The 16,798-nt window shown below is 50.6% G+C and carries 19 protein-coding genes; 8 read left to right on the top strand and 11 right to left on the bottom strand.

Annotated elements, in window-relative coordinates; all coding sequences use genetic code 11:
• Positions 1 to 55 precede the first annotated feature (55 nt).
• Positions 56 to 661, bottom strand: coding sequence for a TetR/AcrR family transcriptional regulator (locus M2368_RS17380; protein WP_133834605.1), 606 nt, complete (start codon positions 659 to 661; stop codon positions 56 to 58).
• Positions 662 to 796: 135 nt separating this feature from the next.
• Between M2368_RS17380 and M2368_RS17375 the strand changes: the two genes are divergently transcribed.
• Positions 797 to 1,696, top strand: a complete 900-nt coding sequence (locus M2368_RS17375; protein ID WP_166650835.1) for a zinc-binding dehydrogenase — start codon at positions 797 to 799, stop codon at positions 1,694 to 1,696.
• An 806-nt stretch (positions 1,697 to 2,502) separates the two neighbouring features.
• Positions 2,503 to 3,483 carry a hypothetical protein gene (locus M2368_RS17370; protein ID WP_133834603.1) on the top strand — a complete coding sequence of 327 codons (981 nt, stop codon included), beginning with the start codon at positions 2,503 to 2,505 and terminating at the stop codon, positions 3,481 to 3,483.
• A gap of 55 nt (positions 3,484 to 3,538) precedes the next feature.
• On the opposite strand, the gene M2368_RS17365 is transcribed toward M2368_RS17370, so the two are convergent.
• Positions 3,539 to 3,916, bottom strand: a complete 378-nt coding sequence (locus tag M2368_RS17365; protein ID WP_133834602.1) for a VOC family protein — start codon at positions 3,914 to 3,916, stop codon at positions 3,539 to 3,541.
• Between the two features lie 434 nt (positions 3,917 to 4,350).
• Here M2368_RS17365 and M2368_RS17360 point away from each other — a divergent pair, with 434 nt between their 5' ends.
• Positions 4,351 to 4,977 (top strand): helicase associated domain-containing protein, encoded by a 627-nt coding sequence (locus tag M2368_RS17360; protein ID WP_353653991.1) that lies wholly within the window; start codon positions 4,351 to 4,353, stop codon positions 4,975 to 4,977.
• A 148-nt stretch (positions 4,978 to 5,125) separates the two neighbouring features.
• Here M2368_RS17360 and M2368_RS17355 read toward each other — a convergent pair whose 3' ends face one another.
• Genes M2368_RS17355 through M2368_RS17340 form a run of 4 tightly spaced genes read right to left on the bottom strand, consistent with a single transcriptional unit; the run spans position 5,126 to position 7,504 of the window.
• Positions 5,126 to 5,941, bottom strand: coding sequence for an SDR family NAD(P)-dependent oxidoreductase (locus tag M2368_RS17355; protein WP_133834601.1), 816 nt, complete (start codon positions 5,939 to 5,941; stop codon positions 5,126 to 5,128).
• Positions 5,938 to 6,540, bottom strand: a complete 603-nt coding sequence (locus tag M2368_RS17350) for a TetR/AcrR family transcriptional regulator (RefSeq protein ID WP_133834600.1) — start codon at positions 6,538 to 6,540, stop codon at positions 5,938 to 5,940. The genes M2368_RS17355 and M2368_RS17350 overlap by 4 nt, the downstream gene beginning before the upstream one ends.
• Entirely contained in the window at positions 6,537 to 6,953 is a 417-nt protein-coding gene (locus M2368_RS17345; RefSeq protein ID WP_353653992.1) for an AvrD family protein, read from the bottom strand. The genes M2368_RS17350 and M2368_RS17345 overlap by 4 nt, the downstream gene beginning before the upstream one ends.
• Positions 6,954 to 6,979: 26 nt before the next feature.
• On the bottom strand, positions 6,980 to 7,504 hold the full coding sequence (locus M2368_RS17340) for an AvrD family protein (RefSeq protein ID WP_166650834.1): 525 nt from the start codon (positions 7,502 to 7,504) through the stop codon (positions 6,980 to 6,982).
• 26 nt (positions 7,505 to 7,530) lie between these two features.
• Between M2368_RS17340 and M2368_RS17335 the strand changes: the two genes are divergently transcribed.
• The gene (locus M2368_RS17335) at positions 7,531 to 8,130 is read left to right on the top strand and encodes a TetR/AcrR family transcriptional regulator (protein WP_133834597.1); all 600 of its coding nucleotides are present in this window, start codon (positions 7,531 to 7,533) and stop codon (positions 8,128 to 8,130) included.
• 20 nt (positions 8,131 to 8,150) lie between these two features.
• Here the strand turns inward: M2368_RS17335 and M2368_RS17330 are convergent, their stop codons facing one another.
• The 4 genes from M2368_RS17330 to M2368_RS17315 all read right to left on the bottom strand — a co-directional run bounded on the left by M2368_RS17330 (position 8,151) and on the right by M2368_RS17315 (position 12,640).
• Complete coding sequence (locus M2368_RS17330; protein ID WP_208294278.1) at positions 8,151 to 9,119, bottom strand: hypothetical protein; 969 nt, start codon at positions 9,117 to 9,119, stop codon at positions 8,151 to 8,153.
• A complete protein-coding gene (locus M2368_RS17325; protein ID WP_133834595.1) occupies positions 9,116 to 10,132 on the bottom strand; it encodes a TylF/MycF/NovP-related O-methyltransferase in 1,017 nt (338 codons plus the stop codon). Before M2368_RS17325 ends, M2368_RS17330 begins: the two co-directional genes overlap by 4 nt.
• 2 nt (positions 10,133 to 10,134) lie before the next feature.
• Positions 10,135 to 11,190, bottom strand: coding sequence for a hypothetical protein (locus M2368_RS17320; RefSeq protein ID WP_133834594.1), 1,056 nt, complete (start codon positions 11,188 to 11,190; stop codon positions 10,135 to 10,137).
• A gap of 211 nt (positions 11,191 to 11,401) precedes the next feature.
• Complete coding sequence (locus tag M2368_RS17315; RefSeq protein WP_166650833.1) at positions 11,402 to 12,640, bottom strand: MFS transporter; 1,239 nt, start codon at positions 12,638 to 12,640, stop codon at positions 11,402 to 11,404.
• A 181-nt stretch (positions 12,641 to 12,821) separates the two neighbouring features.
• Here M2368_RS17315 and M2368_RS17310 point away from each other — a divergent pair, with 181 nt between their 5' ends.
• Positions 12,822 to 13,592 carry a hypothetical protein gene (locus M2368_RS17310; protein WP_498724756.1) on the top strand — a complete coding sequence of 257 codons (771 nt, stop codon included), beginning with the start codon at positions 12,822 to 12,824 and terminating at the stop codon, positions 13,590 to 13,592.
• Positions 13,593 to 13,800: 208 nt separating this feature from the next.
• Here the strand turns inward: M2368_RS17310 and M2368_RS17305 are convergent, their stop codons facing one another.
• A complete protein-coding gene (locus tag M2368_RS17305) occupies positions 13,801 to 14,091 on the bottom strand; it encodes a hypothetical protein (protein WP_133834592.1) in 291 nt (96 codons plus the stop codon).
• Positions 14,092 to 14,289: 198 nt separating this feature from the next.
• Between M2368_RS17305 and M2368_RS17300 the strand changes: the two genes are divergently transcribed.
• From M2368_RS17300 to M2368_RS17290, 3 genes are all read left to right on the top strand, one after another.
• A complete protein-coding gene (locus M2368_RS17300) occupies positions 14,290 to 14,724 on the top strand; it encodes a LexA family protein (RefSeq protein WP_133834591.1) in 435 nt (144 codons plus the stop codon).
• Positions 14,703 to 16,010, top strand: a complete 1,308-nt coding sequence (locus tag M2368_RS17295; RefSeq protein WP_133834590.1) for a Y-family DNA polymerase — start codon at positions 14,703 to 14,705, stop codon at positions 16,008 to 16,010. Before M2368_RS17300 ends, M2368_RS17295 begins: the two co-directional genes overlap by 22 nt.
• A 252-nt stretch (positions 16,011 to 16,262) precedes the next feature.
• A complete protein-coding gene (locus M2368_RS17290) occupies positions 16,263 to 16,511 on the top strand; it encodes a hypothetical protein (RefSeq protein ID WP_133834589.1) in 249 nt (82 codons plus the stop codon).
• Positions 16,512 to 16,798: the final 287 nt, after the last annotated feature.

Genomic DNA, 16,798 nt, shown 5'->3' with positions numbered 1-16,798 from the left:
TATTTGAAAATACAGAATGAAAGTACAGTTTTGAAAAGGTGTGATGATCAGAAAATTAGTGAATTAGTACGGAATCCAGGCTGGCCTTGGCGACACGCTCAATTAGATCAGGCTCAGCTCCTGCTCCTGCCGTTACCCTCATTCCAGATATAGCGGTAATCACCAGCATTGCCACATCTTCTGGCGACATCCCCGGGGTAACACTGCCATCCGATTGGCCGATCGTTGCCGCATGGACCATGTGCTCTAGGCGCCGCTCAAGGTCGCGATCCAAGATATCTTGGATGCGCCCGTCCCGCGCGCGAAGAGTTGGGGACATGTAGGATTGCACGATCATGCAGCCTGCCGCGCGCCCCCCCGAAAACGCTGCACGCTCTTCATCCACAGCCATCTCCACGACCCGACGAAGCCGGGTCCCTCCATCGAGGTTAACGTCAGTCAGAACTGTCGCATGCGCTTCAGCCATAACCTCCGTGTAGCGTTCTAGTGCTTGAATGAAAAGCTCGTCTTTCGACACGAACGCGTTGTAAAGACTGCTGCGACGAACGCCTGCAGCTTCACACAATTGGTCGGTCGATGTTTCCTCAAAACCGTTGATACGAAACTCCTTGATAGCAGCATCAAGGGCGGCAGTGGTGTCAAAAGAGCGCGGTCTAGCCATGGGAGGAGCGTATCATGTTTTGGACTACAATATCCAATATAAGGTTCATCTCCAGGCGTCACACTCCTCAAGACCCCACCTATCGTTCACTTAGGACACATGTCATGCGTCCTGTCACCCGGAAGAGGTTTTACTTTGAAGGCACTTGTTCTCGCAGCCGATGGACTCGAGTTAGCTACCATCCCTGAACCCACACGCGAAACCCCAGATGCAGTACTCGTGGAAGTTACCCTTATATCCCTCAATCGAGGAGAGACTTCTCTACCTTGGCGCTCAGGTCAAGTTGCTGGCTGGGACGCATTCGGCACTGTTATTGAAACAAGCTCTGATGGACAGGGCCCTCCGGTCGGTTCCACCGTGACCACGTGGGGCTATTCAGGAGCCTGGGCACAACAACGGGTCGTCTCACGCCATGATCTGGCAGTCGTTGCCGGGAATATCGATCCTTATGCCGCGGCAGCACTTCCCGCAGCTGGAGTATCCGCCCTACATGCAGTAAAAACAGCCCAAATAGTCAAAGGCACACGGCTAGCCATAGTGGGCGGAACTGGCGGTGTCGGGCATCTGGCAACCCAACTAGCAGCAAGTCTCGGCGCCATCGTCACAGTCGTAACCAGAGACCCCATTTCCGCCTCAGCAGCACACACAAAATCAGCAAACTGGAACATCAATTTCACCTCTGTAGAAGACATCAATCCCTCCGCTGAGTTTGACGCCATCATTGACACTGTCGGAGGCACACCACTATCGCTTCTGACCGAACATCTGGCGCGAAGAGGCCGCGTCCTGCTCGTTGGTGCTGCAGGCGGTGAAAAGACAACCCTTGACACTTCTCAGCTCATCAAACGAAAAGCCAGCATGCACAGTCTCGACGTCCCCACACCTCTTGGAAATGACTTATCAGACTTACTCACACTCGTTTCAGAAGAGAAAATACGACTCACAGCTTCCGACGGCGGTAGCTGGGTCCGGTTAATTGACGAACCAGCTTCTCAACTCATGGGCATGGGAAAAAGCGTGTTCCACGTCAACTAATACTCAACGGAGCACGCCAGCATTCTCAAGCACACAAATCCCCGGCGAAGCGCTGATCTCCAATACTGCCCTGACCAAGCGGGGCATGCAGCATCCTGCAGGGACCGTGAGCATCATGAGCACTAAAATTCCTGTCGACTACACGGTCGTCGGTTCATACACACCGCTCGTTACTTGAGCTGCCGTGCACGGCAAACGACCGCCCACCGGCTCAACACACAACCCGGGGTCAAATACCCCGGAACGAACCTGCAAGTTGAAGAAACCAACAGAAGCAGCAGCCATGTCCGGCAAGGTCCGCTCAACCACCCCAACCCACCACAATCAGCAACCCCATGAATCCGAAACCGACTGAATAAGGGTGCGTTACCCGGACCATACGGCCTGACCCATCGCGCTGGCCAGCATTGCTAGCAGCCGGCACCCCAAAATGGGGACATACCGCCAGCCGGACCCAGGGACGCCGGGCCTCAGACCGGACCCCAAACAACCCCTTCCATCGTCACCGCAACTGGCGAGAAACTCAGCAACTGGCGAGCGGTTCAACAACCAAGAATGTGCGCCCGCCCAAACTAGACGCGCACAGCAGCTTCAACGCACCAGATTACTTAGCCCACAAGAACCCAAACAGCACGCAGCAGCAAGAAGGCCTTCAGGATGGCGCCAAGAGGCTACGCACGGTATGTCCCCACCAGACAGCAAAAACCAACCGAGTGCTTGTTCGATAACACCCCAATCTTCATGAAGATCTGCATCAGACGGGAGATTATTGAATGGCAGGTCCAATTTGCGTGAAGGAGTCATAAATGAGTGCAGCAGATGATGAGTTTCTTGGCGTCGGTCTATTTACTGAGATCAGGACTCTCCAACGGGGGACTGTCGCAGAGCCTCAACCAATAACGAAATTCGCTGCTAAGAATGTGGAAGATCATGCACGTTCTAACGACGGCACCACTCATGATGCTGTGGACCGTGATTATATGATCTTTTCGGATAGCTCAGGTTTCATGACTGCGCCGCATTCGCACGTTGAAGCTTATCGACGCTATTGGGCTATTCAATCTTTCGATGATGATGGACAAACTATCCGTTGGGTGGAGAGTCGGCAGAAAGATTTCATGACACCGCTTAACGTGTCTCGAAAGGAGCTCAATGCAATTTGTAGAGAGCGACCTGTGACGTTCAAGGGTTTACGTTGTCCAAGGTGTAATGAGCCGGTTCGGATTCATAGTCGCAGAGAAGCAGTAGACGCGATCTGTTCTCCGAGTGGTTATTGCGGAAGTTGTTGGCGTAGTTACTGGGATGAACTAGTGCAGAGAAACGACCGTGAACGCGATGAGAGGATGCTTGAATCGCAGAAACAGGAACGCAAGCTTCGCCGAGTTTTCGAAAGCATTTCTTGCGAAGATTCACACCTTTCGGAGTGCCTGAAGCTTTTAAGCACTTCTGCTCTAGAGCTCTATCTAGACCTGAAGCAAAAGTCTGATAATCCTGAACAAGGATTCTATCGAGAAGAGCTTCCAGGTCATTCTGTGTATCTGATTAATCCGTGGCTTGAAAGACCGCAGGACGCCACTTACCAAGATCGTGGCCCTGATCTGTTTTCGCTATCCAGACACAGGCTGATTGAGCCCGAACAACTGAATGGGTTCGTTACTTTGACTCAACATGGCCTGATAGATCCCACAGGGCTGCCCCACGTCGCTTGGGTTGTGCACAACGCGCCAGATGGCTTTCCAGTTGAAGAAGAAGTTCAGAGGCTCCTACGAGAAGTTCAGGGGAATTAGCTTGGACATTGCATTCGCTTTCCTGAAAACATCCCCTCGTTGATATGTAGCCGAGCTACGACTGGGGCAGCTCAGCTTCGCTTCTCTCGATGCAGAATTCGTTACCTTCTGGGTCTCGCAGAGTAACCCACCCTCGCCCGTCAGAAGAGCGGTGATCCGCATAGATCGTTGCACCCAATTGGATGGCTCTTTCTACTTCTGCATCTCGGTAACGTTCTGTGGGCTGCCAATCGATGTGCACTCGATTCTTGACTGTTTTGCCTTCCTGCACGCGGATAAACAGTAGCCCAGGCAGGGGATGAGGGGCCTCTACCAAAACTTCTGGATCTCCAGGCGCGTCAATGTCGGAGACGGGCCAGCCGGTCATACGACTCCAAAAGGTCGCAAGAAGATAGGGATCAGCGCAGTCAATGGTCAAATGGCGAAACCTCATGGTCGCTCTCTCCTCCTCCAAGCGGGCGGCTACAGCCCAGCTCTTCCGTTACCTTTCAAGAGCCTTTTACTCTGCCACGTCGAGAATAAGAAGCATAGGCCTTAGGTGACGAATCTAGGATCCGAAACGTTTCGGGTTCACTGCGAATAGTTGCGCCAGCTTACTCAGATATGAAACGGTAGAAGCTGTGAGTTGATTGCCGTAATTTTGGGTTTCATCTCATGATTTATGCGCATTCCCCCCAAGATAGTGCATGAATCAGTTGCTTGGCAGTCCCCCAAGATGCCAAGCAATAGTATCTGGATATTTACTACCTCAAGGTGTTCTGGATGCGACCAATGTAGGGATGCTTTGCACCAGCGACGCATCCCTACTTTTATGCGCATTATGCGAAATCCCTAGGACGTTAAATATGAAAGACGTAGCGTAGTTCCATGGTTGGGTGGGACGTTTCAAGGCATCCTGAATGGGACATGATGTACGCTGCAGGACTCACCGTGCGTGAGATCTCTACCTGGTGTCACCAGACCTACAGCACCGTACATCTACATTTGCAGGTCCGAGAGAAGTACTCCCCCGGGCTCCGTGCACGCCATGAAGCCGCACTCGCTGATCGCGGCCCAAGTATCCCAAGCACGAAATGGCGGAACCGGCTTGCGGCAGTTGTCGACTTCTACCAAGCGCACGATCGGATGCCTGCGGCGAATGATGAGCCCGTGGAGCAGTCTATGCACTTATGGCTTTGCTCGCAGAGACGCGCTTTTGAACGAGGAATCATGCCCCTTTCGAAAAAGGTACTGCTCGAAGCGTTGCCTGGTTGGGATCAGAACTCACATCAGCAGCAGCTGGACCAGCTATGGAATTCCCACCTGCAAGCTTTCCAAGACTTCGTTGATACTCGTGGGCAGATGCCCAGATACAGGAATTATTCTTCGGAATTTGAGCACCAGTTAGGTGTGTGGCTGCATAACCAGCACCAGCGTAGATCTCAGGGGAACCTGGTGACTTGGCGGCTTAAAGCTTTGAACGCCGCGGCGCCTGACTGGCAAAGCCGTGCGTAATCAGCTACTCGTATTGCCATACAGGAACTATTCAAAGGCTTTATACGCGGCCTCTTCGTGAACGACGTGCTGCTAAATCACTCGGAAGCCGCCAAAGATTGCTCAGCAAGCGGCAACGAGCTGTCGAATCGCCACAGTGGCAGCTTTGTTAATACTGCCGATCCACATGAGATTTTTGCCGGAGTGAGATTCGTTCTTTTGCATGGCGATAGCCGAGAGTGCTGCCACCACTCACATCTAAAGTTGTACCTGTTGTCCGAGATGACCGCTGAGATATTAAGAAAAGCACTGCTTCAGCAACAGTTTCAGGGCTCGAAACATCCCCGAGTACAGCATGAGATTCCATATGTTTTCTCACTACAGGATCTGAGAAAAGTTCGTGCCCGTTATCAGTGAATCCTGGGATCACTGCATTGACCCTGATCCCTTTCCGTGCCAAAGCTTCAGCGGCATGGAAGGTCATTGATTCAAGAGCGGCCTTGCTCATCGAGTACACGATGTCGCCTGGACTCGAGAAGTGTGCTCCTGCCGAAGAGAAATTGACAACAGAACTCCCAGGGGCCATTAACCGGGCGAGTTGTTGGGTTAAAAAGAATGGTGCTCTTACATTGACTGCTACATAATTATCGAAGGACTTTTCAGTAGCGGTTTCAAATGATGGGCCGAGCAGCAGCGCTGCGCAATTGACTAAACCCCTAAGTTGCACTTGTGGGTCTTCCAACAGGTACGAGACTCTTGTGACGATGTCACGCACAGACGACGACTGGATAAGGTCGCACTTGAATGTATCGCATCGTGCACCTAGAGAAAGAATTTCAGATCGCAGATTCCTGATTTGAGGTTCACGAGAATGAAAGGCGCAAAAAAGATCGTACCCTTCTGAGGCCAGTCGAAGGGCTACGGATCTCCCAATTCCTCCGCTCGCTCCTGTAAGCACCACTAAAGGCCTTGCTTCGTCGGTCATGCGTTCTTGCCGCCCTCGTGATATTCATTTTGATGTGATCGAACAGCAAGTGCCACTGTCATCTCAAGAAGTTCTGGTGCGTCTTCCCAGCGACCGGTGAACTCCAACAAATCTTTCGTCCCCAGGCCGGCTGCGGTAATTAGCCACGCAAGCTCATCGATATTGGAATCGTTTCGGATTTCACCTGAGCTTTGGGCATCTATTAATGCAGAACTGACAAATCCTTGCCAAGTGCGAAACGGGTTGATATTCCGTTCGGGAAAATATCTGTGGGATTCGGCTGCAATCCTGATTCCGGCGCGGACAATGACATCGTTGGCGAGGTTTTCTCCCACAAGCCTGAAGGCTAATTGCAACCGGTTCAACGGTGTCGAAGCTTGAAACAATGCTTGGCGTTGAGCGGTTCGCATACTGTTTCCCTCATAGGTCAGTATTGCCGTTCCTATGGAGTGCATCGATTCGAAGACTCTGGAGAGTTCGTCTCCTTGAAGCCCTGCTTGTTGAGTGAGCGTTGACAAAGAGACTGCTGAGTAGGGCTGAGTAGCCAGTACTCCAGCGCATGCTTTCAGAACGGAAGCTGGTACGTTCTCGTGCTTCATGCGCTCTCCTCGTAGGCTAGGTCTGCACGCAATAGAGCACCAGAGCTTGTGACTGCTTCTACAGCTATATCTCGAATTTTCCGCCCTGCCCTTTGGAAGTATTTATCACGAACTATGGTCATTGCACTTGTCATTGATTGGTCGAGTGGCTGAGGCCTGCTGCTCGTGCTCAACGAGACACTCCTCATCCATAGGGTTCCGGAACGTCCCGCCTGATATCTAAGCTCTAGTAGTGCTTGTGAAAGCTGTCCCATCAGCACCAAATAGTCGACCGCTGTAAGACTTGGCCAATATGCCGATTCGATCCCTTTAGGGAGAATCCGGTTGTAGTCAGGGCGCAATTGAAACTGATGTTCGGCCTGTAGTGTCGCTGCAGTTTCGTTATAACTAATCAGCTGCGTCTCTGGAAGCATCGCCCGGTAGCAATCATCATAAACGTTCAAATGCTTCTGCAGCTTTCCTGTAGACAATGCGGTGGCGGCACCTGATAGTTCGAACTTCCTCGAATATTTCCCACACGAAATTGAAAACCATTGGGCAACGCTGTTCCCAAGAGTCTAAGTGAAACGGGTACATGGTCTAAGTCGGTCCTAGCACCACTACTGGCTCGCAAGTTAAAACGAGTTACGAACAATTCAGGGTTTTGTTCTTGCATACCCAATAACTTCATTGGCAGCAGGAAGGCATCGATGGTGCTTAAATGAGGTTCGCGGCTTTTCCCTTGGGTATCTAATGACCACGTTGACGGGTAAATAATTCTAGCAACTGTCTCCGCGCCATGAGCTGTTAGGTTTATTTCGTTCAGAAACTCGTGCCTCACGTCACGATATCCGGAGCCAAAATACCGAGCGGATTTTGGCCCCAGTACAGTTTCTAGATTTCCTAAAGCAGTCACATCAATACACTCTAGTGCGTATGTATATTTTTCGTCCATGTAGTCACTAGTCAGGTTCTCAGTCTTCACAGAACTAGATTTGATAAAGTAGCCGAATGGCAACAAAGCACGAAGGTCGGCCACGGGACGCTTCGATTAGCCGAGCACTCGTGCAGGAGACCGAAAGAAGGATGGAAAAAGAAGGTTTCGACAAACTCACGGTTGATGGGATCGTCACCGAAGTCGGAACAACTCGTCAAGCCTTCTACCGGAGGTATAAAAGCATCTCGACTCTCGCACTAGAGATACTTCTTTCTCGGTTTGGTGGACAAGACGAGGTAAACACCGGCAGCCTCAAACTGGATCTCTTGGAACTTCAGCACAGTGATGCTGAAATGATGTCATCTCCGCTAATCCAAAAAAATTTGCCGGGCTTACTCGAAGACATCCGCACGGATGAGGCGGTACGCGACATCTACGTTGAGAAAATGATTCGTCCTCGCCGTGAAAATGTACGCAATGTTCTCGATCGAGCTCACAAACGCGGCGAAATCTTGCGAGCTGATTTCGATTCCGAGTTTATTTGCGACTTACTCTTTGGACCATTGCTGGCCCGGGTACTTCTGCCAACTGGCCAACCAATCGACAACAAACTGGCCCAGCAAACCGTTTCTTCTGCTCTTAATAATCTAGGAATCTACGAAAGCCAGGCTTAACACGTCATTGGGTAGCTTCTTCAGTGCGGGTTCATCAGGTATTTCATTTCTACTTCCACCGAATGTTTCACATAGCCAGCCGCTTTATTCATTGAAAGAACCGCCTGATTAGTGGTGCCATTTGTTGTTTCCACATACTCAACCAGTGGGAATCCCGTGCGCAATTCTTCATAGGCCATTGACTTGACAGCTACGCCTAGCCCCTTTCTACGTTCGCCCCTCTTCACATAGGTCACACCCTGAATGGCATTGTTTGGACAATTCGAGTCCACACTCATCCTCGTGTGCGCCACAGCTTGTCCAGTCTGATCAAAGATACAAGCGGCTATCATAATACGTCCCGCATTGGCGGCCGCAGTTTCAACTGCACAAAGAGTGGAGATAGATGCTTCAATCGAGCTCTCTGGGGGAAGCTTAGATTCCGGGTTGGAATCTTTCACAGATAATGAAACAAGAGGTGCATAAAGACGAATTAGTTCTTCTGGACAGTCCCCAACCCATGCTTGCCCTGAAAATGCGGTAGGCAATTTTCCAGTGAGGCTGTTCTGTTCGATCTTCAATCGCTGAACTAGAGATGAGCTTGTTTTCCGGAAATTTATCGCGTCAAGTGCTCGATAAACCTGGTTCGTGGATTCTTCCTCTTTGAGTCGGATTCTTGCAACCAATTCTCCATTTGAGCAGTTACTAAGCTTCAAGCAATAGTCAAATAGTCCTTGCAGTAAACCAGCAGATTCCTCCACATTGATCCCTGAACCTAGGTTCAGGGATAGAACCTGCGTGTCGACACTGAACGGTTGGGGGTAGATTGCCCCGTGCCCAACCGTTCTTCCGCTCTGTTCTATAAAAAAGGCAGCGTACCCGGGAGCTTTGAATATACTGGATTTCACCATATGGATCAGTGCTTCATCCATGTTGCCAGATTCTTCAGCAGTGAGTGATTCTTGAACCCACAGTTCAAGATTCTCAATAGTTACGGGCTTGATCATCATTGCTCCTTAACGAACATGCATCCCTGCTCATCAAGGCGGTTGAGCAACGGAAATAATCTACGTTCATTCAAGAATTCATGAAGTGCTTTTGTCGGGCCTGTGAACTTTGCATAATCGTCGAGAATGATCACACCTCCTGGAGCAACCAAATCGTAAAGTTCTTGGAGCTCGACTCTAGTCGAATCGTAAAGATCAGTATCTAGTCGAAGCAAGCTAATTTGCTGCGGCTTCTCCTGCGCTAGTGTTTCCTGCACCAATCCTTTAACAAGATGAATCTGAGGTTCTGGGAACCCTGTTGCAAGCAGAAGTCTTTTTACTGCTTCTTCGCTAACTAGAGGATCAGTTGATTCTGAAGCAAACTCGGTGAGCTGCGAAAGATCGACTTCAGGTGCAGAGGTAAGCGAATCGTTGACGCTAGGGGATTCCCATGTTTCGGAGAACGTGTCATATCCCCATATATGTCGTGAAGGATCAAGTTGCTGGGTCAGCAGTGCTGCTGCTTGAAGTGTTCCTCCGCGCCATACTCCGCATTCAACAATGTCACCAGGCACTTCGTTATCGACAATGTATCTAATCGCGGAATCCAAGGCCAACAACATAGCCGGCGTCGTAAACGTAAATCTTTGAATGGTCTCGAATAGATGCGCCACGTCAGGACGTGTGGTTAAGACATCGTGGTAAGGGCCCTGTATCGCTCGTGGGAGCCATGATGAGCCGCGCTGCTCTTCGGATACTTCCGAAGACTCTCCGCTGGCATCGCTTGATACCAAAATTCCCGCATCCGCGAGCCCGGACAATGCTTCTGACAGTTCTGCAGACACTTCATCTGCCAAGCCATGTTTAGCCGTAAGGTCAGAGGCCGAAATCGCTGGATCCTCGCTGATCAAAGTAGCGGCAAGATCATTGGACACTTCATACTGTTCAAATGCGGACGACGAAACTCCTACCAGTTTGGTTTCCTGGTCATTTCCGTTTTGCGCAAAGTACACATCTGGCGCTAATCGATAGTTCATTGCTAGGCTACGAGCTCCTTTGGAGTCCCCAAAAAGTCTTGGAGCGACTCATCCATGTCAGCCAATCGAATTAAGGCTTCATCGATATGATCCTGTGTGGTGCCTTCTCCAAACCGTTCAATGAAAATCTTTAAGGTCTGCTCACTGTTCGCTCCAGCCCAGAGCAAGGCTGCAAGGAGTTGAACCTGTTCGTCTTCACCGTTGTATACACCTGAGAAAAGTGCCCTGCGCTCATAAGTTTCTCGTCCAGCGCTAAGCTTCTTGAGCAGTTCTGATGAGTGAACATTCTCCATAACTGCCATCAGCACTTCTTCATTTTCCTCGGCGCCTTGAATATAGGACTGGACCTGCTGCTCTGGAGACCCGCTAGTAAAAACGTTGACCAACGCTTTCTCATAGGCAACAGGGTCAGCTAAGGAGAGAAGTTCCATTGCCTCGTTCCTGCGCTTGACAAGTGAATCCTTCAACCGCATTGGATCGACGATGCGAACTCCAGGAGCGTAGTAATCTGCGGGGCGACGCACGATTCCTGGATGTTCGTTGCAACGGACAACAATCGTAACGCTAGGAGTATCAATCCAATAGATATCGTGGATCAGTTCTGGGAGGATCGGTTCAGCTTCGCGTTCACGCATCAAGCGAAGATCAGTCGCATCCAAATTACCTAGGGTGATTGCTCCATCAATCTCTTCCCCAGGTGCCGCAGTGAACTCATAACGAGGGTGTAGGCGATCCCCAATTAGCGCACCGAATGATCCACAAGTTACATGATCGTGCACCGGTGCTGCCTTGTGCATCCAGTACAGTAGGTCAATTCTCAAATTCTCTGTTCGGGCTACGGTAATTGCAGGTTCACCGAAATCGAAGTCCCAGCCCTGGTAGGGAAGCGTTTCCGCTGACACCGACCAGGAAAGAAAGTCCTGTGCATCAAAGTCATTCTCTCGCATGAAATTGCTAAGTTCCTCGGTGGCAATTTTCGCTAATTGCTCATGAGAAGCGTGGGCCAAGCGTTCTTCAATAGTTCCTGATAGGGCTTCAAACTTTTTGATGTAGTCCACTGCGTTCTTCCTTGCTAAAAATATTGGTAGTGCAAACGTTGAAGCCCGCCACACTCTGTGACGGGCATCAACTGGATGTTGGTCCTTTAGAACAGAGTCGGCTGGCTCTTCTTGGTCACCTTGCTGACCTTCTTCATAGCGATGACCATCTTCTTGTTTCCGTTGTTCTTCTGCATTTTTTCCTTCCTTCCGGACGTATCTCGCCCGGAATTCACTGTTCCAATGAGGCCAGGGTGGCTTCACGGAAAGATTTAGTGGTGATTGCGATAATCGCAATCAGTATCAGCGCGAAAGACATGGTCCACAAAGCTGGGTATGGGTCACCGCCCTTACTGAGCATGCCCAGTAGCGGCAAGCAGAGCGTCATGAACAGTGATTGCACGAGCGCGAGAATAGCCTGCACTCTCCCCATCGAGTCCATAGGTACTCCAGCTCGGACTAAAGGAGCGCCATGCGAAATGTAGATTCCCTGACCCAGGCCAACAACGAAAGCCGCGCCAAAGGCCCAAACCCCGGTGGACAAGACAAATAAGATCATTCCAATAGCAGCGATAAAAATACCGATGCAAGCTGTCGCCCCTAGCCTGTTGAAAGTTCCACGGATACTTGCATAGGCAGTTACGAATAATGCTCCACCAGCGACAGCACCCATTGCCATACCAGCGGTCAAAGGCGATTCGCCGCTAGCACGTGCCCAGAGTGGGATTATCAAGACTGTAAAAGGAATGAGGAAACCAGCAACCACCCCAGTTGTCAGCACTGTGATTCTAAGTACTGGTTGCCTGCTTGCAAGCACCGCGCTCTCCCGCAGTGCGGTCATAAATGCGATCTTGGGTCGGTTTAGTCTCTCTGGATTCGAGGGAATCGCCAGCAGGCTCACGATAATCGCAACTACCGTAAGAATATTCACCCCAGAAGCTAGAGCAAATCCTCCAATTCCAACAAGCAGGCCACCAAACGGTCTGCCAACGACTTGAGTGAGTTGGTTCAGAGACTGCTCAATCGACAGCGCCCTCGGGAATGCTTGGATAGACGTAAGCTCTCTCGTTAAAGTCGCGGCTGCTGGTGCGCTAACTGCACCGTACAAACCAGTCGAAACAGTAAGAACCACTAATTGAATCTCATTGCCCCCGCTAGCAACTGACCAAATCATCCCCACAGCCAAGATGACCGACAAGAAGACTGAGGCCAACAACATCATCTTTCTTGGGCGGAGCGCATCTGACAAATGACCTCCGATAAGCAAGAAGGCCATCGTAACGAGGCTCGAAAGCATAGCAATGAAAGAAGCGAATTCCACTCCGTACTTTGTCGCTTCCCAAATAATCGCAGTTAAGAAGACAGCAGTTCCCAACGACTTAATGCCAAGACCACACAACCAGCCTATGACTGGTTTGCCCAGCGGCATTTTAGCCGCTGACAAGGTCGCTTGGGTCTCTGTGTTCTTCATAACAATACACAGCCTACTGTTTTGTATTGAAATGCTCAATAGATATTTCAAAAGATATTTCTTGTTGCAGTAGCCTCCACCAACCATAGGATCTAGACACGAAGCGGGTCTTCGTCCAGCGCCCAGAAATTCTCTAGAATCCCCGCTGGCTCCGTAACTAGCGTGTACCGCTATCGCGGTCTTGGCGCTCACATTTCATTCCCATGCGACTATCGAGGATGATTATCCGGTGGCCTCATTTAGCACTCGACAGAAAATCATCAATTGCCTGCATCTTTCTCGCATGCAGCCCTATCTCGATGCCGCTGACGGAAATCAAGATAAGGCTTTGAAGCTGTATCAATGGAATCTTGAGCTGACTGCGGCAACACAATCGATCCTTGGTATTACCGAAGTGGTTTTACGTAACGCCATGGATCGTGAGCTGCAAGCCTGGAATCAGGCGAATGGCGGCAGGGCAAGTTGGCTACTTGAAGAACCAGAAACTCCGTTGCGCGGGCTGATCTCTAGCAAGAGAAGCAGCGCTTTGAGCCGAGCAAACAAAGAATCAATTGCGCGCGCACCAGAGCATAGAAGATTCGGGGCCCAGGTCACGCATGACGATGTTCTAGCGCAAGTGATGTTCGGAATGTGGAAAGATCTCTTACCCAATCACGCGCCTGAGGCTGGAAATTCGCAAGAGAACATCAATCGCGAAATGATGTGGACTCACTGTCTCGTCCGTGCCTTCCCAAATATCCAGGACTCAGATGGGTCCAAGACTTATTGGCTAGTGAATCATGTCCACGGACTCAGGAACCGTGTATCCCACATGGAGCCGCTATTCCAGATTGATGTGATGGACGTGCTCAGAGATGCACTGCGGATAATTCGAAGTATTGACTCAGATGTGGCCAATTGGGTCTCTGGCGGGAACAAAGTTCCCGGAGTACTTAAGAACCGCCCAGTTTAAAATGGAAAAGCCTACAGACGCATACGTTCTGTAGACTTCCAAACTCATAATGAGGGACCTTGTCCTCACCTTCTGTAGTATCAACGATACTCTCTTCGGCCCAGGCTTCCAAGTTAAAAGCAGTCCACTCTTTCATGTCGGCAGATGAAAATCATGGAATCAGCAACACATCTCGCCGGTTTTCAGCACTGAACGCTGCAGCAGCGAATCAAATGAGCCTAACATTCGCTTCTTCGTCGAGCACATACTGCCGAACCACCCGGACCCGGTCTTCATACTGAAGCATGCGCACAAAGCAGACTACTGCCGGCACGATAAATACGAGACAGCCCCAAAAAAGAGGCATTGGCATTGAACCAGGATTCAATACCTGCATCAGAACTGCAGTAAGTGGGAAAATGCCAAGCAAAAACGTCCACAGCCGGCATCGTAGAAGTAATTTTTGCACCACTTGCAGCTGAATCCTTCGTCGTTCTAATCTGATAAGTTCGTCTGCCATCAGTCACTCCTCACTTCCTTAGATCAACTATCTCGAAGCTATGCCTTTGATCGCAACGTTATTAAGAAGCCCCGGCTCGCTCCCAAGATGCTTTAGCTGCGATCTGTGTTCGGTTCAGAATGCATGAGGTGATCGAACCGTCCGATGCATAACCTAGCCTTAGAGTTAGAATATATGTTCTAAGGAAAGTTGAGCAGTATGGGAATAGATCGAATACTTCAGTGTGCCCCAATCACTTCGGCTAAAGCTGTCGTGGCGGCAGCTCTCGGCAGAGTGAGCGCGGGATACCCGTCCCCAGCCCAGGATTACAGCGACTCCAAAATTGATCTTTCTGAGATGCTGATTAGGGACCAGGTATCGACCTTCATTGTTCGCGTATCGGGTGAGTCAATGCGAAATGCGGGTATCAGCGATGGAGACGAGCTTATTGTTGATCGATCAGTTGAACCGCATGATGGACACGTGGTTATTGCAGTGATCGACGGAGAGATGACCGTTAAACGGCTCTCCCTTGGACCTACCGGAGTAGTACTGAAAGCGGAGAACCCTGATTATCCCGACCTACATGTTGCTGAGCTATCGGATTTCAGGATTTGGGGAGTTGCCACCACATGTCTTCACCATCTCAATTAACTGATAATCCTCACCAGGAGTACATCGCACACGTAGACGTCAATAGCTTCTACGTGTCCTGCGAGCGGGTCTTCGATCCCAAACTAGAATCGCGGCCGGTGATCGTACTTAGCAATAATGACGGCTGTGCCGTCGCGCGCTCTTCCGAAGCTAAGGCTTTGGGCATTGAAATGGGCGCGCCGTGGTTCAAGCTCGCTGCAGATGCTGATCGTCTCGGGCTTGTTGCTAAGTCCTCTAATTACGAGCTCTACGGGGAAATGAGTTCGCGTGTTATGAAGCTGCTTTCTAGATTTTCTGCCTGGGTGGAGGTCTACTCCATTGATGAAGCTTTCCTGGGCGTCAAAGGCACTTTAGAGGAGCTGCAGGTACTTGGGGAGAAGATCAAATCAGAGGTTCTGAGGCTCACCGGCCTGCCAGTCTGCGTGGGAATCGCTCGGTCGAAGACGTTGGCGAAAATGGCCAACAAGACGGCAAAGCACGTTTCTGAGCTGCGTGGCGTGTGCGTATGGGATCGGGCGCCACGGGAAACAACTGAGACGCTGCTGAGCAGGCTGCCGGCAGTGGAAATCTGGGGTATCGGGCCACGGCTCACCAAACGACTGCGAGGGCTGGGGATTTGGACGGCTAAGGATCTGCGTGATGCTGATGCGGTGCGGATCCGGGATAAATTTTCTATCGTCCAGATGCGAACGGTGCTGGAGCTCCGCGGTATTCCGTGCATCCCAATGGAGGAGGAGCGCGCGATCAAGGATCAGCTGATATTTTCCAGGTCTTTTGCTGAGCCGATCACTGATCGTGTGGGCATGGAACAGGTTTTGGGGATCTATGCGCAGCAGGGCTCTGCCAGGCTCCACCGTCACAAGAAACACGCAGGGGTGCTGAGCGCCTGGGCAATGACGAGCTATTACAACCAGCAGCAGAATTACCAACCGGCGATTACCGTTAAGTTGCCTGGCCCTACGTCCGATCCCGTAGTCCTCACTAAGGCGGCTAAGGAACTGCTGCCACAAATTCTGGTGGGTGTGCGTTATGCCAGGGCTGGTGTGGTGCTCACGGATCTCAGGCCGGCGGCAATGCAGGAAACTTTCGAACCTTTCGTTTCAGCTCATGAACAGAAACAAATTGGCAGCCTTGTAGAGCAGATTCGACGAGAACACGGGGTGAAGTCCATTGGCCTGGGGCTAGCGGGTCTGCAACAGGGTCCGGCGTGGGAGATGAAAAGAGAAATGATGAGTCCCAGATACACCACCCATTGGTCAGAAGTTCTCACAGTAAAAGCTGCATAGTCAATAACGGAGCGCTAAGGCCCACTGGCGAATGTCTCCTCAACATTATTTCACAGTGGTGCAAGAAAAGTTCATCCTCGTATATTTGCATGCGGAAGTAATGCTTAAAGACCAAAATCTTGGCAAGGAGGCAGTCGGACAGCTTTGGAGACTCCAAAAAATCATGACATTAACCCACTTCAGACTTAATTTTCGTCCGACACACCCGCATCAACACTCACACGTTATAAAGATTCGGTTAGGTTTAAGGGCATGAGCACATCAACAACGACCCCTCGGATTGGGTACGGAATGCGAAAAGATGCAGTCACTGCAACTTATGCCATCTCGGCCGAAAGCCGAGCCAGGTTCAAAGAAATCGCTCATCGTTCTGGGATGAGCGCCGGCCACTTCCTCGAAGTCCTTGCCGATCAGTTACCCCTCGACGAAAACGGGATTCCCTTGTTCTTGTCTGAGCAAGCAGCCGAAAGGAATGAGGAGCCCAAACTCAAAGCTGGTTAAACAAAAGATGAGCGGATCAGCGCCAACCGATCCACTCATCTTAGAAGTCTGAAGCATCACTTAGCGCCAACTGAGTAATGCAGAGAAGGCTTCTAACCTTCACGATCTAAACGAAATTGCGAGTTTCGTTTGATCCATATAAATCCGATCCACCGCATAAAGAAGAAAGGACTGTTTAGTTAACAACCTTCCCCGAAGGGAAGGGGGACATTTGCATACCCACAGGAGGATTACTCTGTCTATGAACCAATATAGGGACTCCCATGCCCTCTTGTCCACAGGGACAT

Source organism: Arthrobacter sp. JUb119, assembly GCF_024807995.1.
Classification (GTDB): Bacteria; Actinomycetota; Actinomycetes; order Actinomycetales; family Micrococcaceae; genus Glutamicibacter.
This window is presented reverse-complemented; position numbering and strand designations above follow the sequence as displayed.